The following is a 24549-nucleotide window of genomic DNA, read 5'->3' on the forward strand; positions in this document are numbered from 1 at the left end:
GGCAGGAGGTAAAAAGTCTTACCATGTATGGCATTCATGTGTTTTAAAATTTCCTCACCTATACTTCGACTGTTTTAACGTAACGAACCACAGAGACACAGAGAAGCCAGTGCGTTGGGCGGCTTTGCCGACTTGAAGCATCTGGCGCAACACAGAGAAAGAGAGTAAGAGCATTTCACTGCACTAAAGCTCTAACATCATTTGCAGAATCTAATTGTAATGCTGTAGCAACGATCGCCTCTGCTTGAGCTACAGTTAATTTTGCGATCGCTTGTTTAATTATCCCGATAGCTTGGGGATTGACGCTCAATTCATCTAACCCCAAACCTAATAGTATTCCGGCGGCGGTTGGATCTGCGGCTAATTCTCCACATAATCCTACCCAAATTCCGGCGGTGTGGGCAGCTTGTACAGTTTGCTGTATCATCCGTAACACAGCAGGATGTAAGGCATCGGCTAAATAAGCTACTCTGGGGTTAGTGCGATCGCCTGCCATCACATACTGACTTAAATCATTCGTCCCGATACTGAAAAAGTTGACTTCCGCCGCTAAATGATCAGCGATGGCGACAGCTGCGGGGACTTCAATCATTACACCCACTGGTAGATTTTCATCAAAAGGAATACCAGCTTGCCGCAATTCTGCCTGTACTTCCCCTAAGATTGCCTTAGCTGCTCGTACTTCCGTCACACTGGCAATCATCGGGAACATCACCTTAATTTTGTGTTCCGCACTGGCGCGTAAAACTGCTCTTAACTGAGTTTTAAATAAATCTGGATGATCTAAACAAAAACGAATCCCCCGCCAGCCTAAGAAGGGGTTAGCTTCAGGAACACCGAACCGTAAATAAGGTAATGGCTTGTCACCGCCGACATCGAGGGTGCGGATAATTAGCGGGCGGTTATCTAAAACTTGGGCGATCGCCTGATACACTGCTAGTTGTTCTTCTTCTGTGGGTGCGGTGTTTCTTCCTAAATACAAAAACTCTGTCCGCAACAGTCCCACACCTTCCGCACCACCAGCCACAGCCGCTTGGACATCTGCAATACCGCCAATATTAGCCAGGATATTTATTTGTTTGCCATCACAGGTAATTGCTGGTTGATGTGCCTTGGCGAGTGCTTCTTGTTTAGCAGTTTGCCAAGCTTCTCGTTTAGCTTCCAATGCACCGAGAATATCTGCTTCTGGTTCTACCCAAGCTTTACCGCTTTCACCATCCAACGCCATTAAAGTACCATCTTGCAGCCGCAGCACTTCGGGATTGACACCCAAAACGGCGGGAATCCCCAATGTCCGCGCAATAATCGCGCTGTGAGATGTGGCGCTTCCCGAAACCGTACAAATACCAAGTACTTTACTGGGATCTAACCCGGCGGTGTCTGAAGGTGTCAAATCTGTAGCTAGTAAAATTGCTGGTTCGGCAAGGTACAAACTAGTAGCCGCACTTCCGGCTAACAGTCGCAGCACTCTTTGTCCGACATCCACCACATCTTCCACACGTTCTTGTAAATACGCATCATCTAAGGTGCGGTAAGAAGTTGCAACTTCATCAACTGCGGCTTGCCAAGCTGCTTCGGCATTTAAATGATGTTCCATGATGCGTTGCTGCACAGTTTCCAACAACACAGGGTCTTCTAAAAATAGTAAATGAGCATCAAAAATTGCGGCTTCCGTGTCCCCTATTTGGAAAGTTGCTTGGGAAAAAATTGTCTGAATTTCTTGTTGCGCTGTATGAATAGCTGCTTGTAAACGCTGTAATTCTGCTTCTGGGTCGTTGACGTGGTATTGTGTTACTGTCACCGGGGCAGGTTGATAATGAATTACAGGTGCGATCGCTACTCCCGGAGAAGCCGCAATTCCTGAAAGTTCGCCATGAGTCGCTGCTGTTGCTTCCGGCTGTACTGCTGGCGGTGAGATTACAGCCGTATCATCTTCACCAAAGTTATTTGCAAATAAAGTTTGTAATGCTGCTAGTGCTGCATCTGCATCAATACCACTCGCAGTAATTAAAACTTCGTGTCCTTGACGCACTCCCAAAGTCGTCACTTGGTTAATACTGTCACCCCGAACAACGGCGGTATTTCTGGTTAAATTCTGCACATGAATGCGAGATTGAAATTTTGCGGCTGTGGCGACAAACTGCGCCGCCGGACGTGCGTGTAAGCCTAAACGATTATGAACAGTCAGCCGAATTTCTCGATTCGGATAAGCTGCACTCGTTATTTTTTGGGTATTAATACTGTTATCAATTATTGTATTAGTAACGCCTAATTGCGTGGCTTTTGCGGTTAATGCTCCTCTCGCCTCTGCTATTACCTGCTGGATATTTTTACCTGTAGCGGCTGCAACCGTAGCGGCGATCGCACCTTCTACCAATGGTGCTTCACAGAGGTATACTTTTTCTTGGTGTGCTTCTGGCAAAAACTCCACAGCCATTTCTGCATTCATGACCGCACTACCAAGATCCATCAATACTAATACACCATCATCGCTAAATACAGATGCGATCGCCTCATAAATCTTCAGCGCATCCGTACCCAAAGGATTTTCCACATCGTCAATACCAGCCGCCACCGCAATAGCAACTTTGCTCTGAACCATTTGTGCAGCGAGTTCCTGCACACCCAGAGCTAATTGTTTACTATGAGAAACAATAACTATTCCGACCACTGCAACACCATCAACTTTGTTGAGAGTCTGAGATTGAGCAAGCTACTCGTTGCAGTCCAAAATAACATCAATATTTCATTGTCATTACAATTGTCCAGAAATCTTTAGAATGAGGCGTTGTATCTGGGGGAGGGATGCGGTTTGGCTGAATATTCAGAAACAGTCAACAGTATTGCATTAAATAAGTAGAAAAACTAAATTAAACTTAATTAGGACTTATGCAATAACTCTCTCAAACTCTTATAACTTCGTGTCCTTTGCGCCTTTGCGGTTCGTTTTTTCATAATTTTGCGTAACTCCTACTAATTTGAGATTAACAGGTTTCGATACTTCGACAAAGCTCAGTGACCATTGCAAATAACCTCTTTTAATAAGCCTATTGAGCATTGAGCGTTCGCGTAGCGTCTCCCTTGGGGAGAAGTCGAAATGCGTCTTTTAAATATCTAGGTTTAACATCTTCAGAAAGCTTTTTTAATTGTTTAGCTGCCCTAGTTGTAATTTCTATTTGATAAATCATGCACTCTCTTGCTTATATTCTTCCCAAGAGATAGTAGTATCATTTTTTTCAGCATAAATATCCTGAATATCTTCTTCATCTTCACTTTTACGAATCTTTAGTAACTCTAGAACATCTTCTAAAGTGTCGTCATAAGCTTGTTCTAACTCTTCATAAATAGCTTTGAGTAACGCTTGTCTAGTTGTTGTCGGTTGCATTTAAAGCTATGGTAATTTACTTAGATTGAGATAGTGTTCAAGGTAATTTGCATAAGCTAAAGCCTCATAAATATCAGCTAATTCTAAATAAGGATAGGCTTTCAGAATTTCTTCTGGAGTTTTACCAGATACCATTAACCCAACAATAGTACCAACAGTCATACGCAACCCACGAATACAAGGTTTACCTCCCATGACTTCAGGGTTGAATGTAATTCTAGTTAGCTGATTCATACGTGATTTATAGCTATTATCAATCCTCTAGGATAAAGGTTTTTTAGTTACTTAATCTTCAATAACTTCTACCAATTCTTCTAACGTAACTTCAAACGCCTGGGCTATTTTAAAAACAGCAGATAAGTCAACGGTATTGAGTGCGCCACGTTGGACATAACTTCTAACTGTGTTGTAGTTGACTCCTGAGCGATTAGCCACATCTTTTAGTGTCCAACCGCGCTGTTCTGCTAGTTCTCGAATCTTTAACCTAACGTAACCCATTTAAATAGTTGACAATGATGCGTACGCATCAAAAGTTGTTAACGCACGTTAAAAGCGATCGCTCGTCTTGCCTGGAAAACATACGAAGCGATCGCTATTCCTAACGCATCCCACCAAGTGGGAAAGTATGACCTATGATATCAACCCCAAAGCCAAAATCAAATAGCTCTCTTAATTTTCTTCCACCACTTCCATCAAATCTTCTATCGATACACCAAAGACACGCGCTAACTTCAGCACAGAGATTAAATTAACCATTGTCATTCCTGGAGAGTTTGCGTAAGTTGCAACAGTGCTGTAGGGAAGTGCAGAACGCTCAGATACTTCTTTGAGTGTCCAACCCCGCGCCGCCGCAAATTCTTTAATTCGCAATTTAAACACGCATCATCCTGACTTGACAGTATCGAGATTTCGATTTTTAATAGTTTTAACCTCAAAAAATCGAAATCTCGATTTTTGAGTAAACACACCAAAAGCGATCGCTCGTCTTGCCTGGAAAACATACGAAGCGATCGCTATACCTAACACATCCCACTGAGTGGGACAGTATTCACCTATGATATCAACCTCAAAGCCAAAATCAAATAGTCATCCTTGGTGTATTATTCGCCAACTACCAAATATGCAACGGATGGTAGTAGCAAGATTTCATCGCCGCCATGATGCAGATGCTTACAGGCAAATTCTTCAGCGATTATTACCCACAGCCAACTATGTGATTATCTTTGAGTCTGATACAGCACAAGACTTGTAAATCTGTCCCCTGTCCCCTATCACCTGTTCTAAGTTTCAACAAAAAACCGAGAAACTGTTATGTTTCCCGGTTTATTTTTAATATTAAAACCCTCAGTTTAAGGAAACACAAAAGTGTCCCCTATAAATTTTTAGCTAAATTAAACTTTAGCAGCAGCCTTGGTGACAGCGTTTAATTCACCTTTAGCATATTTAGCAGCAAACTCTTCCAGAGAAACTTGTTTAATCTTGCTTGCGTTACCAGCAGTACCAAACTGTACATAGCGTTCAGCACAAACCTTCTGCATATATGTAATAGAAGGCTTGAGGAAGTGACGGGGGTCAAATTCCTTGGGATTTTTTGATAAAGCTTCGCGCACAGCTGCGGTGATAGCCAAACGGTTGTCGGTGTCGATGTTCACTTTCCGAACACCACTCTTGATACCTTTTTGAATTTCTTCTACAGGTACGCCGTAGGTTTCAGGAATAGCACCGCCGTACTCGTTAATCAAAGCAATTAAATCTTCAGGTACAGAAGAAGAACCGTGCATTACCAAGTGGGTGTTAGGTAGACGACGGTGAATTTCTTCAATGCGGCTGATAGCCAAAATTTCGCCAGTTGGTTTGCGGGTAAACTTGTAAGCACCGTGGCTAGTACCGATAGCTACAGCCAAAGCATCTACTTGGGTTGCTTCTACAAAGCTAACAGCTTCATCGGGGTCAGTTAGCAATTGAGAATGGTCAAGAGTACCTTCAAAACCGTGTCCATCTTCAGCTTCACCCGCACCGGTTTCCAGAGAACCCAAGCAACCGAGTTCACCTTCTACACTTACGCCCAAAGCATGAGCTACATTTACAACTTCGCGGGTAACATTAACGTTGTACTCGAAGCTGGCAGGGGTTTTAGCATCAGCTTCTAAAGAACCGTCCATCATCACGCTAGTGAAGTTGTTCTTGATAGCTGAGTAGCAGGTAGAAGGAGCATTACCATGATCTTGGTGCATCACAATGGGAATGTGAGGATAGGTCTCTACAGCAGCCAAAATCAGGTGGCGCAGGAAGTTTTCACCTGCATAGTTACGAGCGCCACGGGAAGCTTGCAAAATTACGGGGCTATCTGTTTCGGCAGCAGCCTTCAGGATTGCCTGAATCTGCTCCAAATTGTTAACGTTGAAAGCTGGGATGCCGTAACCGTTCTCAGCTGCGTGATCCAAGAGCAGCCGCAATGGTACAAGCGCCATAGATAGTCCTCCTAATGTGGTTGTCAGCTAGTCGGTGTGAGAGCAGCGTATTAGTTACGCTAATTCTTAAGAGTTTTTTCAACTTATAGGAAATTATAACTAGAGTCTGGTGTTTATGTTGAAAAAGTTTACGTCATCTCTCATCAAGATGCCTCATGCTTGACTTGTACGGCTGTCAAGTATGCTACGTTACATTTAGGAGATTTAGTAGTTGGCGATTCCAAAAGGCGCATTAGTCCTAACAGCACATAGCCCTCAGACTGAAGTCTGGGGCTATACAAACTAAACCCGCCTGTGCGGATTTTAAGATAGTGCGCGTAGGCTGCCACTGAATTTGTTGAAGTGTTTTTTTCCAATATTTAGCCTGCGTGGTGCGCCAAGCACAGCGCCAGCGCGATAGGCAGGCTTTGTTTATTTAGCCCCAAACTTATAGTCTGAGGGGATATTTATCTAGACTGACTCTTCTCAGTACCAACATTATCAGTAGTAGAAGAATTGGTATCTGATTTGCCGTTGGGTTGATCTGAGCTTTGAGGTACGACAGTTTTAGATGTATTAGTTTGACTACTATCCCCAGAATTGTTAGTACTATTTTGGCGAGGAGTGGTTTGTGTTTCTGAATTGGATGGCTGTTGAGATGGAACGGTGATATTAATGTCTGGTTGAGAAGGTATATTTACTGGTGGCACTTGCTGTTGAGGAACTACAACAGGTACTTCTCTGGTTCTTTCAATAATTGTGGTTTGTTGTGGTTGAGGGGATTGAAGCTCACTCTTAGGTGAAGGGGTTACGACTGGTTGAGTTTCGTTAATTACTGTTTCTCTGGGCTGATTAAAGTACCAGAATGCACCAACAATTAAGCCAGCTAAAGATGTGAGCAAAATTCCTAATAGCAAACCACGAGAGGCATTTTCATTATCACGGGCGGCTAAATTAGCTTGTTGGTAATTACGCTCAATTTCTCGACCGTTGGCGTAACCATTTCTGTAAGAACTGGCATTGTTGTTAACACTTTCACTGGTGCGGGTTACGTTGGTGTGAGTGTTACCGTAATTATCGGTATAAGACTGTTGTCTAGTTTCGCTGTTATAAGTTTCACGATCGCCTGAATTTGTCATAATATTAATTACGCTCCTAAAATATGTACAGACAAAGCTAAACCCTTGCTAAAAAAGTAATTGCCGTAATAATCTGCAAAGAAAACTAAAAAAGTTGTTCTTTTTTTTACTTGGCTTTTAGTTATATTCAGCATACATTCTGTAATTGCATAGATGGTTCTATCTAGAGTCGGGAGTTTATCATCTGCCAAAAGAATGAGTATGGGGGAGATATATGCGGTTATTAGCTGTTACCTCAACAGGACTGACGCACAAAGATTGTCGGTTAAGAATGGGTGTAAGGGCTTCGCCGTGAGCGTCAGCCGAACGGTGTGAAGTTATGAGAGTTTTGAAAAATTCCACCCTTACACCCCTTCACCCTGCTCCAAACCATTAATTTTTTAAGTCATACTCAAAATGGTCAAGCTTGCTGACAGGCGATCGCGCATACTAAAAAATAGTCAATTATCACACACATTAAATAGATGTTTTCCGGGCTGACAAAATATCAGACACCCCATAGCGGCTACCATTGGGATGGTAGCGATCGCCGTTTTTTTGAAGGCTGGTATTATCGTGTAACCTTACCAAACTGCGGACAAACCTTTGCCTTTATGTACTCCATAGAAGATCCCAGTGGTGGTAAACCTTACAGTGGTGGTGCAGCTCAAGTCCTTGGCCCTAATGATGAGTATTTATGCCGGACTTTTCCAGATGTACAAAAATTTTGGGCTAGTCGAGATGTTTTAGCTTTAGGACATTGGGGAAAAACAAACCTCAACACTCAACCCCTATACCTTTTACCCACAGAATTTGAACAACATATTCAAGAAGGTTATCAAGTCACAGCTAAAATCAACCAGGGAATCATTCGCGATCCTGCAACGGGTTTTTATTGTCGTTGGTTTTACGAAATTCAGCCGATATATGGTTGGGGAAATCAAAATACCTTTCAGCAATCAACTGCTGGCTGGCTGTCATTTTTACAGATTTTTGAACCTGGCTGGCAAATTTTAATGGCACATGGTTTGGCTAGTGGTTGGATAGACTGGAATGGCAAAATTTATGAATTTAGCAACGCGCCAGCCTATGGTGAGAAAAACTGGGGCGGGGCGTTTCCCCAAAAATGGTTTTGGGTAAATTGTAATTGCTTTGATGGCGAACCTAACTTAGCATTAACTGCTGGTGGTGGTAGACGCGGTGTCTTATGGTGGATGGAATCCGTTGCCATGATAGGAGTGCATTATCAAGGCAAATTTTATGAATTTGTCCCTTGGAACTCCCAAGTGCAGTGGCAAATTCAACCTTGGGGTAGATGGCAAATGCAAGCTAGAAATTTAAACTACGAGGTTGAGTTGACAGGAACTACGCATCTACTAGGTACACCCCTACGTGCGCCGACAACAAATGGTTTAATGTACTGTTGTCGAGATACCATGCAAGGAAATCTGAATTTGGAGTTGCGAAAAATCAGTGACAAAAAATCTCAAAGTATCCTAAAGTCACAGAGTTCTCTGTGTGGTTTAGAAATAGGTGGCGGTTCTTGGGACAGTTCGTGGCACTCTAGCTGAAACTACTGCTATTATATTTATGCTTCGTAGTTGGGGCTGTAGCTCAGTTGGATAGAGCGAGCGCCTCCTAAGCGCTAGGTCGTGCGTTCGAGACGCACCAGTCCCGTCTTTGTATCAAAGTAAACTTTAACAAATTTAGTCAGTAGTTTTTACGGAATATTCCGAATTTATGTGAATTTAACTCTTAAGTACCTGCTGATGGATTTTATATCCAAATCAGTCTGGAAAAACAGCAAATTCCTTGGACAAAACAGGGTAAATTTGCTAAAAATCTGCTAGTCTAACTTATATTTTTAGCTTATTCAGAGAGTAATACGTCTTAGTCACACGAAATCATAGAGCCTTGAAGAACAATTTTTTGTTTACAGGTAAATCTTTTCGGTTTATGCTTCTTGTCTTACCGATATTAATTTGGTTCGGTTACAAAGAAGTTAAAAAACAATCCCAGCCACCTCAAGCAGTCTTAGTATTGGGTGGTTCAACCAGAAAATTAGAAAGAGAGAAATTTACTGCGGATTTTGTGCGTAAGCATCCAAAGTTACCTATTTGGATTACGGGTGGAAGTCCACCTAGAACAACTCGCAGTGTGTTTGTCAGGGCTGGTGTTGATCCTAAGCGATTACACCTGGATTATGAAGCGGTAGATACAGTTACTAATTTTACCAGCTTAGTAGATGATTTGAAAGTCCACGGGATAAAAAGAGTTTATTTGATTACATCAGATTTCCACATGCGTCGTGCTTCGGTTATTGGTGAGATTGTCTTAGGGAGCAGAGGAATTGACTTTCAGCCGATATCTGTTCCTTCAAAATCGCCACCAGAACCGATAGAAAAATCTATCCGTGATGGAGCTAGAGCTTTAATGTGGGTAGCAACTGGTTATACTGGTGCAAATGACGGCAAAAAAAGTGTTAAATCCAGAATTGAGAGCAGAAGATAAAAAGTAAAATAGCAAAAATCAATTTTTTACTTTTTACTTTTTACTTTGTTACTTGCCTATGCAGCCATTTCTTGTACTAGTACAAAGGGCTGTACAATTAGAGTATTAAAGCGTTTTTGACGATCGCCATTCCATCTTCCCACTTGGTCTACGGAAGGTTTAGTAATTAATTGCTCATCAATCCACTGTTGCACAGATTGAGTGTTGTCATTAGCGATCGCTTCTCCTACATCTAACAAATTTAGCCCTTGTGCTACCAAAATCACTGCATCACGCTGCACATGGGGAATTAACCAATCCCATTCCGCTTCATCTAAACCTTCTGTTAACTCTGCTCTTAAATCTGACATGATTGCACGTTCATCTTTGTATACATTTGATTTTACATGACAGGTTAGGGGCTAGGGTCTAGGGAATAAATACACAGGACAAGGGATATATAGCCATCCTATTTGAGATATGAATAAGAGACTTGAGAGACAAGGTAGACAAGGGAGATAGATGTTTATAAATCATTTAGACAGACAAAATTCATGCCTTTAACTGAGATTTATAACCAAAGATAGATGTAAATACATAATCGTCAATTATTGACAGTTATTCTTACTTCTTATACTATTGAAAAAATTAGTTGCAAATATTTTGCAACTTTTTTTTGTGCCATTTTTTTTGATTTTAAGGTGATGCCCAACAACTTCGTTCTGGGTAAAGAGCAACTATTCAGCCGTCGTCAACTGCTGAAACTGGGAATATGCGGTGCTGGATTTGCTGGTACTGCGGCGTTTTGGCATAATCTGAATGCACAAAGCAAATCGATAGTCAAAGTTCCGCCTTTGGAAATAGCAGCAACAAACCAAGCTGTTAATCCTATGCAAATGCTACGAAATTTCGATTATGGCGTAGTTAAGCAGGAAAAGGGACGGACTGTCAGAGAATTCCAACTAACTGCGGGGACTTCTGTAATTCAGCTTAATAGTGCTGTTTCCTATAACGTTTGGGATTTAAACGGTCGTATTCCAGGGCCGACGTTACGGGCGAAGCAAGGCGAACGTGTGCGGATACTATTTCTCAATAAGGCAGGACATTCTCACTCTCTACATTTTCATGGTGTTCATCCCGCAGAGATGGATGGTATTCGTCCAGTCAGTAATGGTAGTGCGGCAATTTATGAGTTTGATGCAGAACCTTATGGGGTTCATTTATATCATTGCCATATTGAACCAGTTACCCGTCATATTGCCAAGGGTTTGTATGGGATGTTTATTATTGATCCTCCCACACCGCGCCCTCCGGCGGATGAGATGGTGTTAGTCATGGCTGGGTATGATGTCAATGATGACAGCCACAATGAATATTATGCTTTTAACGGATTACCACATCACTTCATGGATAATCCCATCCCAATTTATCAAAATCAATTGATTCGTTTGTATGTTCTTAACATCATTGAATATGATCCGGCGGTGACTTTTCACTTACACGCCAACTTCTTTGATGTGTACCGCACTGGAATGACCATGACTCCCGCTGAAAAGACTGATGTAATTACAATGGGTGTTGCAGAAAGACACATTTTAGAATTTGCTTTCCGCTATCCAGGTAAGTATATGTTCCATCCGCATCAAGATGCGATCGCAGAAAATGGTTGTATGGGTCAATTTGAAGTAATTGCTGATAATTCTTCGCAAACTTCTCGCCAAACTTCTTAACTATATTCAGCGAGTAAGTTTACGTCAAATCAACCATAAACAGTAATGTTAATAGCTTTATATCTCAATTATTTTGAAAAAAACATTAAAATACATACAAAAATTTAATCAGTAGTTGCTAAAGTATTGCATTAGCTGGAAAATGAGCATAGCAAAATCTACGACACTGAGTCATACAAGCTGTTAAAAACATGAAAAAATTTAAATACTTTTGTTTAACTATTGCTACTGCTGCAATTGTCAGCCTGAGTGCTTGTAACAACACCCCAACCGCAGAAAATCCCTCTGCACCAGCAGCTACTTCACCATCAACAGCCCAAGTCACAGAAGCTACAACTCACGGTGGTCATGGTGGCAAAGCAAAAATTAATATAAATACGGCAATATTGTCAGAATTAGATAAATTTGAAGCAAAATTAGGTGTACCAGCTTTATCAAATAAAATTCAGGCTAGTCGTCCTTATGCGAGTCCAGAAGATTTAGTGACTAAAAAAGTCATTACGCAAGAACAGTTTGATCAAATTAAAGACCAAGTAACTGTTCAGGAAGTTGTCTTAACAGGTGAAGCCAAAGATGTTGATTACATGACCAAGTTAGGCTTAATGAAAGGACACCTGTTAGTAGCCCAAGAATTATTAGACAAAAACCTGCCAAAACAAGCCGAACCTCATATTGGACACCCAGTTGAGGAAATCTATGTGGATGTAGAAGATCAGTTGAATGAACGCAAAGTTAAAGAATTCAAGTCAACTTTGGTGAGTTTGCAGGATTTAGTCAAATCAAATCCCAAAAATGCCAAAGTTAAAACTGATTTTACTGCTTCTGTGCAGTCTGTAGATGGTGCGATCGCAGCTTTACCAGAAGCACAACGCAACAAACCAGAATTTGTGCTTCAGGTAATTAATGGTTTGTTAGATGCAGCTAACTCTGAATATGGAGCAGCGATCGCTGATGGTAAAATAGCCGCAGCCATTGAATATCAAGACTCTCGTGGCTTTGTAGTTTATGCCGATGACTTATATAAAGCCATTTCTAGCCAAGTAGCGCAAAGCAGTCCCGATACAAACAAAGCAATAGAAGCTAGTTTCAGTGACCTAGTAAAAGTCTGGCCTAGCGCCGTTCCTCCTGCTAAACCAGTGAAAACACCCGTGGAAGTGACTCAGTTAATCAAAACCATTGAGCAGAATTCTCAAAAAATCATTGATAAATCAAGTACACAGGCACAACGATAGACTCTAAACTAACAAAAAAGTAGAGAGTCAAACGTTTAAAATAAGTGAGCCATGAGCAAATAATTAGAGATGGAATGTAAAAGTGCGATTATAAGAGAATGCAAGAGTCAATAGCCATAATTCAGTATAAATTCTGTGTTAATGGTTGATTTTGAATTCTGACGCAAGTGTTTCATTCCTAATTAATGACTCGTCAGGCTCCATTTGTATATTGCTGAACTTAACAACTGATGCAAGAACTTGACCAAGCAAAGACTATAGAACTCCTCAACACCATAATGGAATTTGAGTTAGCAGGAGTAGTACGCTACACACATTATTCCTTGATGGTGACTGGCCCTAACCGTCTTCCCATTGTGGCTTTTTTTAAAGCTCAAGCAAGTGAATCTTTACTTCATGCTCAACAAGTCGGAGAAATTCTCACAGGTTTAGATGGCCATCCCACCTTGAGAATTGCCCCAATGGAAGAAACTTATAAGCATTCCGTCAAAGACATTTTGGCAGAAAGCTTATCTCATGAAAAGAAAGCATTGGAATTGTACAAAAATCTTTTAGATACTGTCAGTAATGCTAGTGTCTATTTAGAAGAATTCGCCCGTGGCATGATTGGACAAGAAGAACTACACAATCTCGAATTGAAAAAAATGCTGCGAGATTTTAGCTAATAGTTATTAGTCATTAGTGAGTCAGTGAGGTCTTGGGGGTTTCCCCATGAGCAACTGACTCACCCGGAGGGTCATCAGTCATTTGTCATGGCTTGTGACTAGTGACTAATGACAAATGACAAACGACAAAGGACAAAAAATGAATTTTAGTACTGCTTTACCTACTTTTGTAATTACACTCCGAGAGGGAGTAGAAGCCGCCTTAGTTGTGGGGATAGTGTTGGCTTTATTGAAAAAAGCCAAACAATCTCGACTTAATTCTTGGGTGTATGCTGGTGTCGCTGTTGGTATTGCTGTCAGCGCCTTGATAGGTGTGCTGTTTAGCGTTGTGATTAAAGCATTAGGTCAAATTAATCCACAATACACATCTGTCGTTGAACCGGGACTAGAAGGTGTGTTTAGTGTGCTGGCGATCGCAATGCTCAGTTGGATGTTAATCTGGATGACGAAACAAGCCAGATTTATGAAAGCCCAAGTAGAAGGCGCTGTCACAGAAGCACTCACACAAAATGGTAATGCTGGTTGGGGAGTTTTTAGTTTAATTTTAATCGCCGTAGTCCGCGAAGGTTTTGAAACCGTGTTGTTCATTGCGGCTAACTTTCAGCAAGGTTTAATTCCCACAATTGGCGCTCTTGGTGGTTTATTAGTAGCAGCCACAATTGGCGTATTGTTATTTAAATTAGGTGTTAAAATCAACATCCGCCAATTTTTTCAAGTCATGGGCGTTTTATTAGTGTTGATTGTTGCAGGCTTAGTAGTTTCTGCATTAAAACATTTTGACGATGCCTTTGGTAACTTAGCCCTCAGCAGCCGCGCTTCCGAAAGCCTGTGTTTTTACTATGAACACTTTACTAAAGTCCACTCTTGCATTTTAGGGCCGATAGTTTGGAATACTTCTAATATTTTGCCTGATGACCAATTCCCCGGCATTATTCTGAAATCTTTATTTGGTTATAGAGAACATCTATATATTGTGCAAGCAGTGGGATATGTTTTATTCTTGCTAACTGTTGGCGGGTTATATTTCCGCAGTTTAGGTGGTGAAACTCCAAAACCTAATAAAAGTGTTTCTCTTTTCCAAAAATAAACTCATAAGTAAATCTATTTTAGGGTGGGCATAACTATGCCCACCCTACTATTTATTTGTGGTTAATTCTTTTTTGGTATACCCCACTAATATTAAGAACTGCCATAAAAAATATTTGCTACAGATACCTACTTTTAACAATCGCTTTTAAAGCATCTGATAAATGTGTGTTATCAAGTGCAAACATCTCTATTCCATCATCATCCACTTCAGTAGTTACTTGAAGATTTTCTGCCAATTTTGTATCTAGCAGTTTTAATAATTCTCCCAAATTAGGAGCCAACACATACTTTTCATCTTCATCTCTGCCAAAGTTGATAATTTACCCAACACATCCATTAACATCAGGTGCTAAATCAATACCGATGTGATTTCCTCCCCCATCGTGCATCAGAGGTATCCATTTTTCATGTGCATAGACACTTTGAATAACTCCTTCTGGATAAGATGTGCAGAAATCATTGAAATCTTCTAAACCATCTTCAATGATTTCCTTCCAACATAACCAATTTCGCTCCACTTCAGACAACGAGAGAAATTGCAAACCATAAAAAATGCCCCACCCTTCTATGGACTCTCAATTGTTTAGTCGATATAAATCCTTCATCTCTACTGGAATTTCATAACCAAGTACCGTTTGCAAATGTAAAATTTCATCTTCACTTGCTGGTGGGTTGAGATACTTGTAATATTCGGGAAACCTATTGTTAATCTTTTCTCGATAGCTTAACCAGTATGTACTAACTAGATTATCCATTTTAGATTAAGTTGCTGCAAATAAATCTTTTTTTAAGCTGCTGACAAGTTTTCTCAATTGCATTAATACTACCTGGATTGACCAATCCATAATAGTCAAAAATATAAACTCGGTTATTTTGCGTTGCTTTGAGTTTTTGCCAAAACGCTTCTTTACTAAAAGATTCCAGAATCTCTTTATTTGATGTTGCTTGGGGAGGGTTGATGACAATTATTGTGTCTGGATTAACATCTAAAACTTTCTCTGCTGATAAAGTGACATAACCACCAAAAGGACTTTTACCTTGCAATTCGGCGGCGACATTCTTGAGTTGGAACTTTTCTAACAAGCTTCCCGCCCAACTGCTTTTATTTGGTGTGAGAATTGGTTGATTACTCACTAACACCAAAGTAGAAATATTTTGTTCTTGTTTTTCTGGTAAAAAACTTTTGTAGCGAGTTAATAAAGGTTCAGGGTTTGCACCAATCAAATCACCAAGTTTCTGAGTCAGATTTTCTAAGGAATCCCATGTTTTGAGTTGAGTCAGTAAAGTTGGAATTTTTAATTCTTGCAATTTTTGAATTACTTGGGTAGAAAAACCTTCGATGCCAATAACTAAGTCTGGTTTGAGAGCTACAATTTTTTCTAAACTAGGAGGAGTTTGACCTTCACTAACGCGAGGAATATCTTTAAAACCAGGCTCATTTTTAAATAATGAATTTCCAGCGATACCAACTAGTTTGGTTTTATCGAGTTGATAAATAATATCTGTCGCTAGGGATGAAAGACTAACTACTCTTTTGGCTATTTTTTGATTATTAGAGCTTGCTGTAATAGCAGGTGTTTGTGGTTGTGGCTGTTGAGTTGTAGCAGTGCTACAGGCCATTAAAAATATACTTATTAAAATTGCTAATGCTGATAATATCAAACGATTATACATATAACAATAAACCTATGGTAACTATGAGATTTACTGACAAAAATGGCGAGTGTAGACATAGTAAAAATTCCCCCAAGAATTTATAGCTATGCTACCTCGCCACTAAGTATACAAGGTTTATTGAGAAAAGCTTTACATACTATACATTAGTATTTTGTCGAACTATTGTTAATTAAATAACATTTGTTTGTTTTTGTAAAAAATTTATTGTAAAACTTTTTACTTGTGAGAAAGATTTATAAATACAAGCTTAATAGCTGTCTGAAATGTTGTTTTTACTATAGTGAAGCCCAATCTTCAGGAGTATTACAGTTAAGTAACATCTTAGTATCAGGCAAAGCTAAAACCTGTACCGAAGATTGCTGAAGCCACTGCTGAAACGATCGCCCGCCTTGGTTGATAAAATCTAGTAGTTGCGGTAAACATCGACGGCGATAAAAACCACACAGAGGTTCCCAGCCTTTCGTATGATGCGCCAAAGCTGCGATCGCATCTTCACCTACATTATCAAGTTCAGCTATCCATCCTTGCAATACTTCAACCTGCAACTTTGGTAAATCGCAAGCAAGTAACAGCACCCAATCAGTTTGTACCTGTGCTAGTCCTTGTGCAAACCCCACCAACGGCCCCTGATTTACAGTCGCTTCTAAAATAAACTCACAACGAGGTAAAGTTAAATTTTGATAGCGTTCTGGCCAAGGCGTGACAATATAAACAGTCTCAGCACAAGCCGCCGCAATATGACAAACTCGCTGTAACAAAGGTACGCCGTCAACACACAGCAAAGCTTTATCCTGTCCCATACGCGAACTTTTACCGCCAGCCAATACAATGGCTGTGAGTGCTGAGTGCTGAGTGCTGAGTGCTGAGTTATTAGTCATTAGTCATTTGTTCTTTTGTGTTCTTTTCTCCACCTTTACCCTGATGTCGTCACTAGCCCTGAGATATTCTTATTTATCAAGTTTCGTCTTTATAAATAGTCTAGAATTTTGGCATCGATGCGTTCTTTAATATTATTGGGTAGTTTAAGTAATCACACAGAATTAGTTACACACATTCTTTTCCTGTTCCCCGTTCCCTGTTCCCTACCTCCACGAATGAATTTAATTTTGTACGACTACTTATTTAGTTGTTTTATAGCACCCTTGGTTAATTCAACTTGATACATTAAGCAGTTTCTTTGTTATATCCTTGATATTCATTCCAAGAAACAGTACCATTGATGCGTCTATCTTCTCTAGCTTCCTTTATAGCTTGTAAATCTTCCTCATCTTCCATATCATCTATTCTTTGTAAATACGTGAGTATTTCATCTAACACATTGTCATAAGCTTGGTTTAACAACACATTGATGGATTCAATTATTGCTTTTCTTTCTTGTTCGGTTTTCATAGCTATTTTGCTTGATTTAGTAAATAGACTTTCTCAGTTTTCTGCTTCCTAAAAAGGAATCATCCTCTCAATTGACTTTGCTGCACTTGCTGTAACATTTGCTCAACGCTGGTGGCTGGTGCAAGACATTTTAAACCTTGGCAAACTAAGGCAATACTTGCTTCTGGGAGGTTAGATACTACAGAAAACGCGGCTACTGGCAAATATTGAGGAATGAGAGATTGGATTTGCTCGCTGGTGCTGCGAATTAGGGTAGAGTTACGATACCAATCCAAAGCAGTGAATAAACTGGGGCAAGCTTGAGGATGACTAGCCATGATGCTTCGGAAAGCTTTTAAACCTTGCTCGGCTAAATCGAGATAATGCAGATTATCGGTGAGTAGAGATAACCTGACAAGATTTGCGATCGCCACTCCGTTAGCTGAAGGTGTAGCATTATCAGCATAGCTGCGTTCGCGCACAATTAATTCCTGACTGGCATCGCTAGATGTATTAAAATATCCCCCTAGTTCTACACTCCAGAGAAATTCGTCGAATTCTTCTTGGATAGCGATCGCTTTTTCCAACCAATTAGAGTACTGAGTGCTAAGTGCTGAGTTCTCGGTAAAATAAGCTTGGTGTAAGTCTAATAACGCTTTAATAAAAAAGGCGTAGTCTTCAGACTGCGCTAACACTGTCGCTTCACCTTGATAATTCAATCGGTGGAAACGTCCATCTACAAATTGATTTTCTAGGATAAAGTTAGCGGCTTGTGCGGCTAATTCCAAATATAAAGGTTGTTGAAATACCCCACTTGCTCTAGCTAACCCAGAAATCATCAAGCTATTCCAAGCCACAATCATTTTTGTATCCGTAACCGAGGGAATACGCCCCGGCCAATTATGGGTTTTGGCTTCTTGATTATTCCGGGCTGGCGGGAAAATTTTTAATGATTCTGGTGTATCACCATAACGATCTGTAAATAATTTCGCTAATGCCGTTTCTATTTCTGGACTCAATTCCCCAGCATTGCGTCTTTGCAATACATTCAACCCTTCAAAATTACCTTGAGAACTAACTGTAAACTCTTGTTGTAATTGGGTTAGTTCTTCTGGTGTTAACAACTGTTCGAGTTCGCTGTAACTCCATACATAAAAAGCCCCTTCTTCTGGCTCAACTGCATCAGCACTAATGAAACTATCAGCATCTTGAGCCGCGTAAAAATAGCCTTCTGGGGCAATCATTTCGCGTTGCAGCCATTGTACAGTACCAGCCACAGCCCTAGCAAAAGCTGGTTCTTGAATACCTGCACTCCATAGATTTGCTAGATACTCGACAATTTGCCCATTGTCATAAAGCATCTTTTCAAAGTGAGGGACTGTCCAGGTGGGATCAACCGTGTAGCGATGAAAGCCACCACCCACATGATCATAAATCCCACCTAGAGCTAAATCTAGTCCGCGCTGAGTACAAATTTGCTGACCATCATAGCGAGACGGCAAATTAAAGCGATTTCCCCTCAATGCTAATTCGGCATAAGGCATCATTGGGAAACTGTTGCCGTATTGATTAGCAGTAATGATCCCCGTGCTAGTTTCCCAACCTTTGCCCAGTAATTCATTTTCTGCAACTGACTGGGGATCATCATTTTGCAAGACCGCAGAGGTGAGGAGCGAGTCTAAAATTACCGCTTTGCGTTGGCGTAAATCTTCTTTTTCGGTGTCGTAGTAGCGCCGGAGAGCTTGCAACACCTGTAAAAAACCAGGACGACCGTAGCGGGGATCTACCGGAAAATAAGTCCCAGCGTAAAAAGGAACCAAATCTTCCGGTGAGAGAAAGGCATTTAAAGGCCAACCACCTTGACCAGTCATCATCTGTAAAGCCTGCATATAAATGCTGTCGATGTCTGGGCGTTCTTCTCTGTCTACCTTGATAGGCAGAAAATTGGCATTCATGTAATCAGCGATCGCAGCATCAGAAAAAGCCTCACCTTCCATCACAGTACACCAGTGGCAACTAGAGTAACCAATGGAAAGAAAGATAGGTTTATTTTCTGCCTTAGCAGTGGCGAGAGCTTCATCACACCAAGGCCACCAATCAATCGGATTTTCGGCGTGTTTACGCAGGTAGAGACTCTTGGCTTGGGCAAGGCGATTAGTCATGATCTTGTTGTGTGAGGATAGATGCCTTCTTTGCCCAGTCTACATTCTGAAAGCGAGAGTAGAACTACTCCTTACATAAAAAAACAAAACTTACACCACAGGTTTTCAACAGTCAGGTTAGTAAAGCTTGTGAGAAGAGTCGAACAGCTAATCAAACAAACATTTTTTTTCTTTTGCCTTGTTGTACTAGGGCAAAGAGCGCCACAGAAAGCTGATGATAGTTGTTGATGCTTCTGGTGCAGGTGGTTTAACGCTTGCTTGAATTTTGGTATTGTAATTAATTCCTGCTATCAGATGGAGCAAGAAAGTAATGATGGCGGCTTGCACAAGTTTTTCGAGCATGGCAGGTCTCCCTCAAGTGATAGCACTGCAATTAAAATCCTTTTTCTAAATACACCCCGTACTCATAAATTTCGTAATTTGCCGGGATTCTCTGGACATTTGCCCTGATTTTTGGTAAACAAACCTTGACAAAATCCAAATTTATAGCTAGTTATATGACAGTTTCATTGTCAGAGCGATCGCAGCTATGTTTTGTCATTGCTCCTCTCTGGCACGAACCGAGTCACATTTCTAGACGCTTTCCCCTATAAAAAGTGCCTGAGTTATGATTTACATCTGCCAGATAGAAGAGAAAATTAGCTCTCTGGCGGATGACGACAGCCATTAGCAGGTTGTCATCGATAAAATAGATGTAAATTAGCTACAGGAACGCTGCATGATTCCTATCGTTATTGAACAATCGGGTCGGGGCGAACGCGCCTTTGATATCTACTCACGACTGTTGCGTGAGCGAATCATCTTCTTGGGACAACAGATTGACAGCAACTTAGCTAACTTAATAGTTGCCCAAATGCTGTTCTTGGATGCAGAAGACCCGGAAAAAGACATTTATATGTACATTAATTCCCCTGGCGGTTCGGTAACTGCTGGTATGGGTATTTTTGACACTATGAAGCATATCCGCCCAGATGTCTGTACCATTTGTACCGGATTAGCGGCAAGTATGGGAGCTTTTCTTCTGAGTGCTGGAGCTAAAGGTAAGCGGATGAGTCTACCCCATTCCCGCATTATGATTCACCAACCTTTAGGCGGCGCACAAGGCCAAGCCACCGACATTGAAATTCAAGCGCGGGAAATTTTGTATCACAAAAAGCGACTCAACGACTTTCTCGCCGACCACACAGGTCAGCCAATTGAGCGCATTGCAGAAGACACCGAACGCGACTTTTTCATGTCACCCGACGAAGCTAAAGAATACGGTTTGATTGACCAAGTAATTGACCGTCACGCGGCGGGTAGCCGTCCGATGGCTGTGGTTTAATTATTTGTAATTGACGATTAAAGCTCTCATCAACACCTGGAAATTTTTACTTTTAAATAAGTAAACTCCTGGGGTTATGGGAGCCTTAGATTATCTAATGCTCCCAAAGACAAGATATGATGAGTAGCGATCGCATCGACTAGTTGACAATCAAGACTAGTACAACAAGGCAAAAGTCAAAAGTCAAAAGTCAAAAAGCTTGTATTCTAAGCTTTTAACTAACTTGAAATGGTATCTTTCTTTCCGCCGACCTGTACTAAAACTTTGCTCATCCCAATTTAATCTGAAGCTGTACCCTATCAATCCAAGACTTTGTATACAAAGTCTTGATTGATAGATCGCATTTTCATCCAGAAACGTTATCGGTCTAAAGTTATTGAGAATGGTGGAATGTCAAAGTTTTAGCTATACTGCTTTATGCCAGTTCTGAAAATTAATTGAGATGAATTAAAAATCTTCTGCGTCTTTGTATATTTTTTGTAACTATTGATCCCCACAAAAATTATACTAGTAATAATACCAGTATATAATTACTTAACTTCGTATAAAAGTTTATATATGGATGAGCAAATTCTGGGTACACGTTACCGTATCCTGCAATTATTGTACATAGAGGAGTCGGTAAATATCTATCTAGTTGAAGATATTCAAATTCCTAATCAGTTATTTATTCTTCAGCAACTACGCCCAGAAACTCATCATCTGCAAAATTTAGCTTGGTTGCGAAAGTCTTTTTTCCAGGAAGCTAAGATATTGAAGCAATTAGCACAGGAAAACGACAGAATCCAGAAAATAATTGATTATTTTGAATCTAATGAAGAGTTTTATCTAGTTCAAGAATTAATTGATGGTCATCAATTAGCCGAAGAAATTTTAGTAGGGTTTCCGCTTAGAGAAGACCAAGTTATTAACTTGTTATTAGAAATATTAGATATTTTACTGTTTATACATCGTCATAATATCATTCACCAAGATATTCAGCCAGAAAATATTATTCGCCGACACTCAGATAATAAATTAGTGTTAGTTGACTTTGGCTCTCTGAAGGAAATGGTGACTACTACAGTTAGTAATCTCGAATATATACCTTTAGAGCAGTTACAAGGACTACCACAATATAATAGTGATATTTATGCTTTGGGAATGATTGCGATCGCTGCAATTATGGGCTTATCTTACGAAGAAGTATCAAGATTACAAAGTCAAAAAAACTTACTAACAGGCGAAATTATCTGGCGTGATCGAACTATAAAAGTTAGCCGAGAATTTACACGCATTATCAATCAAATGGTCAGGTTTGACTACCAGAAACGTTACCAGTCTGTCACGGAAGTGATCAATGACTTGCAAGAATTAAAAAATCAACAATATCAACCACAAGCATTACAGATTCAAAAATTCAAATTTATCATCTTCGGAATTGCTAGTTTGTTGGCTGCTATGTTTATCAGCTGGTTTAGCCACTGGTTAACACCAGTTAATAGTGAGCAGTTGCTTTATCAAGAAGGTGTCAGTGAATATGAGCAAGGGAACTATCAAGAATCTGTAGATAATTTAACTCAAACTCTGGAAATCAATCCCCAGAATTCACTTGCTTATAACCATCGGAGTGATGCGTTTTCTCGCTTGGGAGATTATGAAAAAGCCAAAGCAGATTCGACTCAAGCAATTGCACTGAATCCTCAAGATGCTAATGCTTATTATGACCGAGGATTTGCTTTATTTGGGTTGGGTAAATACAAAGAAGCGATCGCAGACTACACAAAAGCAATTAAACTTAACTCTCAAAACCACTACGCTTACTATGGACGGGGTTTAGCGCGGGTGAAAGTGAACGAATATCAAAGCGCAATACTGGATTTTAATAGAGCGATCGCACTTAATTCTAGCTATGGTTTAGCTTATTATCATCGGGGCTTAGTCAACGTCCAATTAGGTAATAAAAAAGCAGCACTTATAGATTTTAAAAAAGCTGAAAAACGATTTCAAGAACAAGGAGAGCAAGATAATTATAACAATACACAACAAAAAATTAAAATGTTACAAAAAGATAAGTAATTCACATTTTTCATCAGCGCAACTAACCTGAAACTAGTGGTAAGTGAATAATTTGGTTTTGATATTCGTTATCAAAAGATGCTTCAGCTATTAGAATTAATTCCTCAATATTCTGACCAATAGTGAATTTTTCATTCAAAATAAAAATACCTGGAACATTACGACCTTGTGCTATGTGATCAGCTAGATGTACAGGCATAGATTTACGATTATTTGTAACTAAACTAAAGTCGTGTTCTTCACACCAGCATAATATTTCTGGATCTAATGTACCTTTAGGCGGAGTGCCAGGATCTCCCACAACCCAAACAACTAAATCACGGTTGTATCGCCTTAGTTGAACCTGATAAAGAGGAGCAACGTTTTCATCTAGCAGATATTTAAAAAATCATTTTCTTCTACTTTCTTCATAGCCTCTCTTTCCGCTTTTAATTTTATTAGCTTGGCTACAACAGGTGGGGGATTACGTCGCTGTTCTTCTCTTGATTTGTGACTCCATTCCAACCAATTAGTGAGGTAAGAACTTACCGCTTCTTTGTTATGTAGGTAATACAAAATAGTCGCGTAAACCTGTTCCAGTGTTAATGATGTGTAAATTTCGGCAATTTCCTCTGGAGTCCGACTGCGATGGATATACTCGTAGAGGATAGTTTCAATTCCAACTCTTGTACCTTTGAGGCGAATATCATCAGGACGTTGAAATTCAAAGTAATCTTCTAATTGCATAGTGCATTTGCCTTAATTAACCCTAACATCATCTTACAGACTTATAAGGTATTGTAGTCAGATATGCTAGAAACTAAAATTATTCAATATCTCTCCCATTTAGAAGACTCAGACTATATGGCTGAGGTGGTAACAACTCCTGGCGCGGCTGAGACTCTTATCAAAATCCTTCAAGATGATGATGATGAGATTATGAGTTATGCTGGTCTTTTTATTAGAGATTTTGTCTTAATTTGCTCTCGTAATGAGACTTGTAAAATACCTTGGGAAACACAATTAAAACCTGTGATTATTCCTGAGTTAGAACGTCTTATTTTTGCAGAAAACCACTTCATCCGCAAACAAGTAATTTATACACTAGGAAAAATATGCAGCTATGATAGTATCCCTATTTTAGTGCAAGCTTTCTATGAATATCGTGAAAGTGACCCAATTTTATTACCGAGACTACTAGGAGAATTATTCTGGCTTGGTGTAGAAAATCGGTTGGATATACTTGAAAGTATGATAAACAGCCAATATTACACAACTCGCTGGGCTGTTATCAACTTACTAGGAGAATTTATATACCATTCACAAAGTGAAGAGGATGGAACTTTTTCCATGAAATACAATTTTTCTGAGAAATTGCGAAATGACTCAAATCCACTTATAAAAGCAGAGGCAGAATACGAATATCAATTATTAGCATTAAATCATCGTAAACTACAAGAAAATATGGCTAAATCAGATTATAAAAAACAGAGAAAAGATTTGAAAAAGTTAGAACCATGTTTGACATTTTTCAGAGTATCGCTACAATTCTCTCATTATATGGTTGCTAACAATCTCTCTACATATACTATGCAAGAGTTAGAAACATTTATCGATAACAAAACTCAACAATTATAATTCTGAGAATAATACTATTTTTCCTAAAGTTCGTTAAAATTACCTTTGTTATTTTAGTAATAACCTCCCCTCCTTTGCGCTCTCTGCGCCTTGGCGGTAGCTACGGCAAGCCGCTTGCGCGTCTACGATAATTCTTAAATTCTCTATGCGAAACTATTGCTAAATTTTCATTAATTGATACACT

29 protein-coding genes and 1 tRNA gene are annotated in these 24549 nt (G+C 39.9%); 11 read left to right on the forward strand and 19 right to left on the reverse strand.

Going from position 1 to position 24549, the window contains the following annotated elements; genetic code table 11:
* Nucleotides 1-175: 175 nt before the first annotated feature.
* The 5 genes from ptsP to ACX27_RS26260 form a co-directional block, all read right to left on the reverse strand.
* Nucleotides 176-2671, reverse strand: coding sequence for a phosphoenolpyruvate--protein phosphotransferase (gene ptsP, locus ACX27_RS26240; RefSeq protein ID WP_062296759.1), 2496 nt, complete (start codon nucleotides 2669-2671; stop codon nucleotides 176-178).
* Nucleotides 2672-3184: 513 nt separating this feature from the next.
* Nucleotides 3185-3385: a hypothetical protein gene (locus ACX27_RS26245; protein WP_062296761.1), complete on the reverse strand. Its 201-nt coding sequence runs from the start codon at nucleotides 3383-3385 to the stop codon at nucleotides 3185-3187.
* A gap of 6 nt (nucleotides 3386-3391) precedes the next feature.
* Entirely contained in the window at nucleotides 3392-3619 is a 228-nt protein-coding gene (locus ACX27_RS26250; RefSeq protein ID WP_062296763.1) for a DUF433 domain-containing protein, read from the reverse strand.
* Nucleotides 3620-3670: 51 nt separating this feature from the next.
* Nucleotides 3671-3883, reverse strand: a complete 213-nt coding sequence (locus ACX27_RS26255) for a helix-turn-helix domain-containing protein (RefSeq protein ID WP_062296764.1) — start codon at nucleotides 3881-3883, stop codon at nucleotides 3671-3673.
* Nucleotides 3884-4054: 171 nt separating this feature from the next.
* Nucleotides 4055-4264, reverse strand: coding sequence for a helix-turn-helix domain-containing protein (locus ACX27_RS26260; RefSeq protein ID WP_062296766.1), 210 nt, complete (start codon nucleotides 4262-4264; stop codon nucleotides 4055-4057).
* A gap of 175 nt (nucleotides 4265-4439) precedes the next feature.
* On the opposite strand from ACX27_RS26260, the gene ACX27_RS26265 reads away from it, so the two are divergent.
* Entirely contained in the window at nucleotides 4440-4637 is a 198-nt protein-coding gene (locus tag ACX27_RS26265; protein ID WP_062296768.1) for a hypothetical protein, read from the forward strand.
* A gap of 139 nt (nucleotides 4638-4776) precedes the next feature.
* Here the strand turns inward: ACX27_RS26265 and fba are convergent, their stop codons facing one another.
* The 3 genes from fba to ACX27_RS32595 all read right to left on the reverse strand — a co-directional run bounded on the left by fba (nucleotide 4777) and on the right by ACX27_RS32595 (nucleotide 7316).
* Nucleotides 4777-5856, reverse strand: coding sequence for a class II fructose-bisphosphate aldolase (gene fba / locus ACX27_RS26270; RefSeq protein ID WP_062296770.1), 1080 nt, complete (start codon nucleotides 5854-5856; stop codon nucleotides 4777-4779).
* Nucleotides 5857-6302: 446 nt separating this feature from the next.
* On the reverse strand, nucleotides 6303-6974 hold the full coding sequence (locus ACX27_RS26275) for a hypothetical protein (RefSeq protein WP_062296772.1): 672 nt from the start codon (nucleotides 6972-6974) through the stop codon (nucleotides 6303-6305).
* A gap of 180 nt (nucleotides 6975-7154) precedes the next feature.
* Complete coding sequence (locus ACX27_RS32595) at nucleotides 7155-7316, reverse strand: hypothetical protein (protein WP_158507423.1); 162 nt, start codon at nucleotides 7314-7316, stop codon at nucleotides 7155-7157.
* Nucleotides 7317-7438: 122 nt separating this feature from the next.
* Here ACX27_RS32595 and ACX27_RS26285 point away from each other — a divergent pair, with 122 nt between their 5' ends.
* The 3 genes from ACX27_RS26285 to ACX27_RS26295 all read left to right on the forward strand — a co-directional run bounded on the left by ACX27_RS26285 (nucleotide 7439) and on the right by ACX27_RS26295 (nucleotide 9464).
* Nucleotides 7439-8524 carry a tocopherol cyclase family protein gene (locus ACX27_RS26285; RefSeq protein ID WP_062296776.1) on the forward strand — a complete coding sequence of 362 codons (1086 nt, stop codon included), beginning with the start codon at nucleotides 7439-7441 and terminating at the stop codon, nucleotides 8522-8524.
* Nucleotides 8525-8556: 32 nt separating this feature from the next.
* A tRNA-Arg gene (locus ACX27_RS26290) sits at nucleotides 8557-8630 on the forward strand.
* A 279-nt stretch (nucleotides 8631-8909) separates the two neighbouring features.
* Nucleotides 8910-9464 carry a YdcF family protein gene (locus ACX27_RS26295; RefSeq protein WP_062296778.1) on the forward strand — a complete coding sequence of 185 codons (555 nt, stop codon included), beginning with the start codon at nucleotides 8910-8912 and terminating at the stop codon, nucleotides 9462-9464.
* A 56-nt stretch (nucleotides 9465-9520) separates the two neighbouring features.
* Here ACX27_RS26295 and ACX27_RS26300 read toward each other — a convergent pair whose 3' ends face one another.
* Nucleotides 9521-9814, reverse strand: a complete 294-nt coding sequence (locus ACX27_RS26300; RefSeq protein WP_062296780.1) for a DUF2288 domain-containing protein — start codon at nucleotides 9812-9814, stop codon at nucleotides 9521-9523.
* A 333-nt stretch (nucleotides 9815-10147) separates the two neighbouring features.
* Between ACX27_RS26300 and ACX27_RS26305 the strand changes: the two genes are divergently transcribed.
* The 4 genes from ACX27_RS26305 to ACX27_RS26320 all read left to right on the forward strand — a co-directional run bounded on the left by ACX27_RS26305 (nucleotide 10148) and on the right by ACX27_RS26320 (nucleotide 14157).
* Nucleotides 10148-11173 (forward strand): multicopper oxidase domain-containing protein, encoded by a 1026-nt coding sequence (locus ACX27_RS26305; RefSeq protein ID WP_062298593.1) that lies wholly within the window; start codon nucleotides 10148-10150, stop codon nucleotides 11171-11173.
* Nucleotides 11174-11364: 191 nt separating this feature from the next.
* Entirely contained in the window at nucleotides 11365-12405 is a 1041-nt protein-coding gene (locus ACX27_RS26310) for a ComEA family DNA-binding protein (RefSeq protein ID WP_062296782.1), read from the forward strand.
* 230 nt (nucleotides 12406-12635) lie between these two features.
* Nucleotides 12636-13070 (forward strand): ferritin-like domain-containing protein, encoded by a 435-nt coding sequence (locus tag ACX27_RS26315; protein ID WP_062296784.1) that lies wholly within the window; start codon nucleotides 12636-12638, stop codon nucleotides 13068-13070.
* Nucleotides 13071-13209: 139 nt separating this feature from the next.
* On the forward strand, nucleotides 13210-14157 hold the full coding sequence (locus ACX27_RS26320) for an FTR1 family iron permease (protein WP_062298595.1): 948 nt from the start codon (nucleotides 13210-13212) through the stop codon (nucleotides 14155-14157).
* 118 nt (nucleotides 14158-14275) lie between these two features.
* Here ACX27_RS26320 and ACX27_RS32600 read toward each other — a convergent pair whose 3' ends face one another.
* The 8 genes from ACX27_RS32600 to ACX27_RS33060 all read right to left on the reverse strand — a co-directional run bounded on the left by ACX27_RS32600 (nucleotide 14276) and on the right by ACX27_RS33060 (nucleotide 19708).
* Nucleotides 14276-14443 (reverse strand): hypothetical protein, encoded by a 168-nt coding sequence (locus ACX27_RS32600; RefSeq protein ID WP_235526386.1) that lies wholly within the window; start codon nucleotides 14441-14443, stop codon nucleotides 14276-14278.
* A 36-nt stretch (nucleotides 14444-14479) separates the two neighbouring features.
* The gene (locus tag ACX27_RS26325; protein ID WP_083468846.1) at nucleotides 14480-14728 is read right to left on the reverse strand and encodes an SMI1/KNR4 family protein; all 249 of its coding nucleotides are present in this window, start codon (nucleotides 14726-14728) and stop codon (nucleotides 14480-14482) included.
* Nucleotides 14729-14734: 6 nt separating this feature from the next.
* Nucleotides 14735-14914 (reverse strand): SMI1/KNR4 family protein, encoded by a 180-nt coding sequence (locus tag ACX27_RS26330; RefSeq protein WP_062296788.1) that lies wholly within the window; start codon nucleotides 14912-14914, stop codon nucleotides 14735-14737.
* A gap of 1 nt (nucleotide 14915) precedes the next feature.
* Entirely contained in the window at nucleotides 14916-15833 is a 918-nt protein-coding gene (locus tag ACX27_RS26335; RefSeq protein WP_062296790.1) for an ABC transporter substrate-binding protein, read from the reverse strand.
* Nucleotides 15834-16111: 278 nt separating this feature from the next.
* Nucleotides 16112-16714, reverse strand: a complete 603-nt coding sequence (locus ACX27_RS26340; RefSeq protein WP_062296792.1) for a molybdenum cofactor guanylyltransferase — start codon at nucleotides 16712-16714, stop codon at nucleotides 16112-16114.
* A gap of 286 nt (nucleotides 16715-17000) precedes the next feature.
* Entirely contained in the window at nucleotides 17001-17225 is a 225-nt protein-coding gene (locus ACX27_RS26345; protein WP_062296794.1) for a hypothetical protein, read from the reverse strand.
* Nucleotides 17226-17284: 59 nt separating this feature from the next.
* Nucleotides 17285-19366, reverse strand: a complete 2082-nt coding sequence (locus ACX27_RS26350; protein WP_062296796.1) for a thioredoxin domain-containing protein — start codon at nucleotides 19364-19366, stop codon at nucleotides 17285-17287.
* Between the two features lie 186 nt (nucleotides 19367-19552).
* Nucleotides 19553-19708, reverse strand: a complete 156-nt coding sequence (locus ACX27_RS33060) for a hypothetical protein (RefSeq protein ID WP_200929874.1) — start codon at nucleotides 19706-19708, stop codon at nucleotides 19553-19555.
* Nucleotides 19709-20084: 376 nt separating this feature from the next.
* Here ACX27_RS33060 and clpP point away from each other — a divergent pair, with 376 nt between their 5' ends.
* Together clpP and ACX27_RS26360 are read left to right on the forward strand one after the other, a co-directional pair.
* A complete protein-coding gene (clpP, locus tag ACX27_RS26355) occupies nucleotides 20085-20690 on the forward strand; it encodes an ATP-dependent Clp endopeptidase proteolytic subunit ClpP (protein WP_062296798.1) in 606 nt (201 codons plus the stop codon).
* Nucleotides 20691-21248: 558 nt separating this feature from the next.
* On the forward strand, nucleotides 21249-22748 hold the full coding sequence (locus tag ACX27_RS26360) for a tetratricopeptide repeat protein (protein ID WP_062296800.1): 1500 nt from the start codon (nucleotides 21249-21251) through the stop codon (nucleotides 22746-22748).
* 22 nt (nucleotides 22749-22770) lie between these two features.
* Here ACX27_RS26360 and ACX27_RS26365 read toward each other — a convergent pair whose 3' ends face one another.
* A complete protein-coding gene (locus ACX27_RS26365; protein ID WP_062296801.1) occupies nucleotides 22771-23124 on the reverse strand; it encodes a DUF5615 family PIN-like protein in 354 nt (117 codons plus the stop codon).
* On the reverse strand, nucleotides 23118-23474 hold the full coding sequence (locus ACX27_RS26370) for a DUF433 domain-containing protein (RefSeq protein ID WP_062296803.1): 357 nt from the start codon (nucleotides 23472-23474) through the stop codon (nucleotides 23118-23120). Before ACX27_RS26370 ends, ACX27_RS26365 begins: the two co-directional genes overlap by 7 nt.
* 63 nt (nucleotides 23475-23537) lie before the next feature.
* On the opposite strand from ACX27_RS26370, the gene ACX27_RS26375 reads away from it, so the two are divergent.
* Nucleotides 23538-24365: a HEAT repeat domain-containing protein gene (locus ACX27_RS26375; protein WP_062296805.1), complete on the forward strand. Its 828-nt coding sequence runs from the start codon at nucleotides 23538-23540 to the stop codon at nucleotides 24363-24365.
* Nucleotides 24366-24549 lie beyond the last annotated feature (184 nt).

It is taken from the genome of Nostoc piscinale CENA21, assembly GCF_001298445.1.
GTDB lineage: Bacteria > Cyanobacteriota > Cyanobacteriia > Cyanobacteriales > Nostocaceae > Nostoc_B > Nostoc_B piscinale_A.

Excerpts from the sequence above, each read along its gene's own strand:
- ACX27_RS26245 (WP_062296761.1), bottom strand. The coding sequence starts at position 3,385 with ATGCAACCGACAACAACTAGACAAGCGTTACTCAAAGCTATTTATGAA.
- ACX27_RS26250 (WP_062296763.1), bottom strand. The coding sequence starts at position 3,619 with ATGAATCAGCTAACTAGAATTACATTCAACCCTGAAGTCATGGGAGGT.
- ACX27_RS26255 (WP_062296764.1), bottom strand. The coding sequence starts at position 3,883 with ATGGGTTACGTTAGGTTAAAGATTCGAGAACTAGCAGAACAGCGCGGT.
- ACX27_RS26265 (WP_062296768.1), top strand. The coding sequence starts at position 4,440 with ATGATATCAACCTCAAAGCCAAAATCAAATAGTCATCCTTGGTGTATT.
- fba (WP_062296770.1), bottom strand. The coding sequence starts at position 5,856 with ATGGCGCTTGTACCATTGCGGCTGCTCTTGGATCACGCAGCTGAGAAC.
- ACX27_RS26275 (WP_062296772.1), bottom strand. The coding sequence starts at position 6,974 with ATGACAAATTCAGGCGATCGTGAAACTTATAACAGCGAAACTAGACAA.
- ACX27_RS26285 (WP_062296776.1), top strand. The coding sequence starts at position 7,439 with ATGTTTTCCGGGCTGACAAAATATCAGACACCCCATAGCGGCTACCAT.
- ACX27_RS26295 (WP_062296778.1), top strand. The coding sequence starts at position 8,910 with ATGCTTCTTGTCTTACCGATATTAATTTGGTTCGGTTACAAAGAAGTT.
- ACX27_RS26300 (WP_062296780.1), bottom strand. The coding sequence starts at position 9,814 with ATGTCAGATTTAAGAGCAGAGTTAACAGAAGGTTTAGATGAAGCGGAA.
- ACX27_RS26305 (WP_062298593.1), top strand. The coding sequence starts at position 10,148 with ATGCCCAACAACTTCGTTCTGGGTAAAGAGCAACTATTCAGCCGTCGT.
- ACX27_RS26310 (WP_062296782.1), top strand. The coding sequence starts at position 11,365 with ATGAAAAAATTTAAATACTTTTGTTTAACTATTGCTACTGCTGCAATT.
- ACX27_RS26315 (WP_062296784.1), top strand. The coding sequence starts at position 12,636 with ATGCAAGAACTTGACCAAGCAAAGACTATAGAACTCCTCAACACCATA.
- ACX27_RS26320 (WP_062298595.1), top strand. The coding sequence starts at position 13,210 with ATGAATTTTAGTACTGCTTTACCTACTTTTGTAATTACACTCCGAGAG.
- ACX27_RS26330 (WP_062296788.1), bottom strand. The coding sequence starts at position 14,914 with ATGGATAATCTAGTTAGTACATACTGGTTAAGCTATCGAGAAAAGATT.
- ACX27_RS26335 (WP_062296790.1), bottom strand. The coding sequence starts at position 15,833 with ATGTATAATCGTTTGATATTATCAGCATTAGCAATTTTAATAAGTATA.
- ACX27_RS26340 (WP_062296792.1), bottom strand. The coding sequence starts at position 16,714 with ATGACTAATAACTCAGCACTCAGCACTCAGCACTCAGCACTCACAGCC.
- ACX27_RS26345 (WP_062296794.1), bottom strand. The coding sequence starts at position 17,225 with ATGAAAACCGAACAAGAAAGAAAAGCAATAATTGAATCCATCAATGTG.
- ACX27_RS26350 (WP_062296796.1), bottom strand. The coding sequence starts at position 19,366 with ATGACTAATCGCCTTGCCCAAGCCAAGAGTCTCTACCTGCGTAAACAC.
- ACX27_RS33060 (WP_200929874.1), bottom strand. The coding sequence starts at position 19,708 with ATGCTCGAAAAACTTGTGCAAGCCGCCATCATTACTTTCTTGCTCCAT.
- clpP (WP_062296798.1), top strand. The coding sequence starts at position 20,085 with ATGATTCCTATCGTTATTGAACAATCGGGTCGGGGCGAACGCGCCTTT.
- ACX27_RS26360 (WP_062296800.1), top strand. The coding sequence starts at position 21,249 with ATGGATGAGCAAATTCTGGGTACACGTTACCGTATCCTGCAATTATTG.
- ACX27_RS26370 (WP_062296803.1), bottom strand. The coding sequence starts at position 23,474 with ATGCAATTAGAAGATTACTTTGAATTTCAACGTCCTGATGATATTCGC.
- ACX27_RS26375 (WP_062296805.1), top strand. The coding sequence starts at position 23,538 with ATGCTAGAAACTAAAATTATTCAATATCTCTCCCATTTAGAAGACTCA.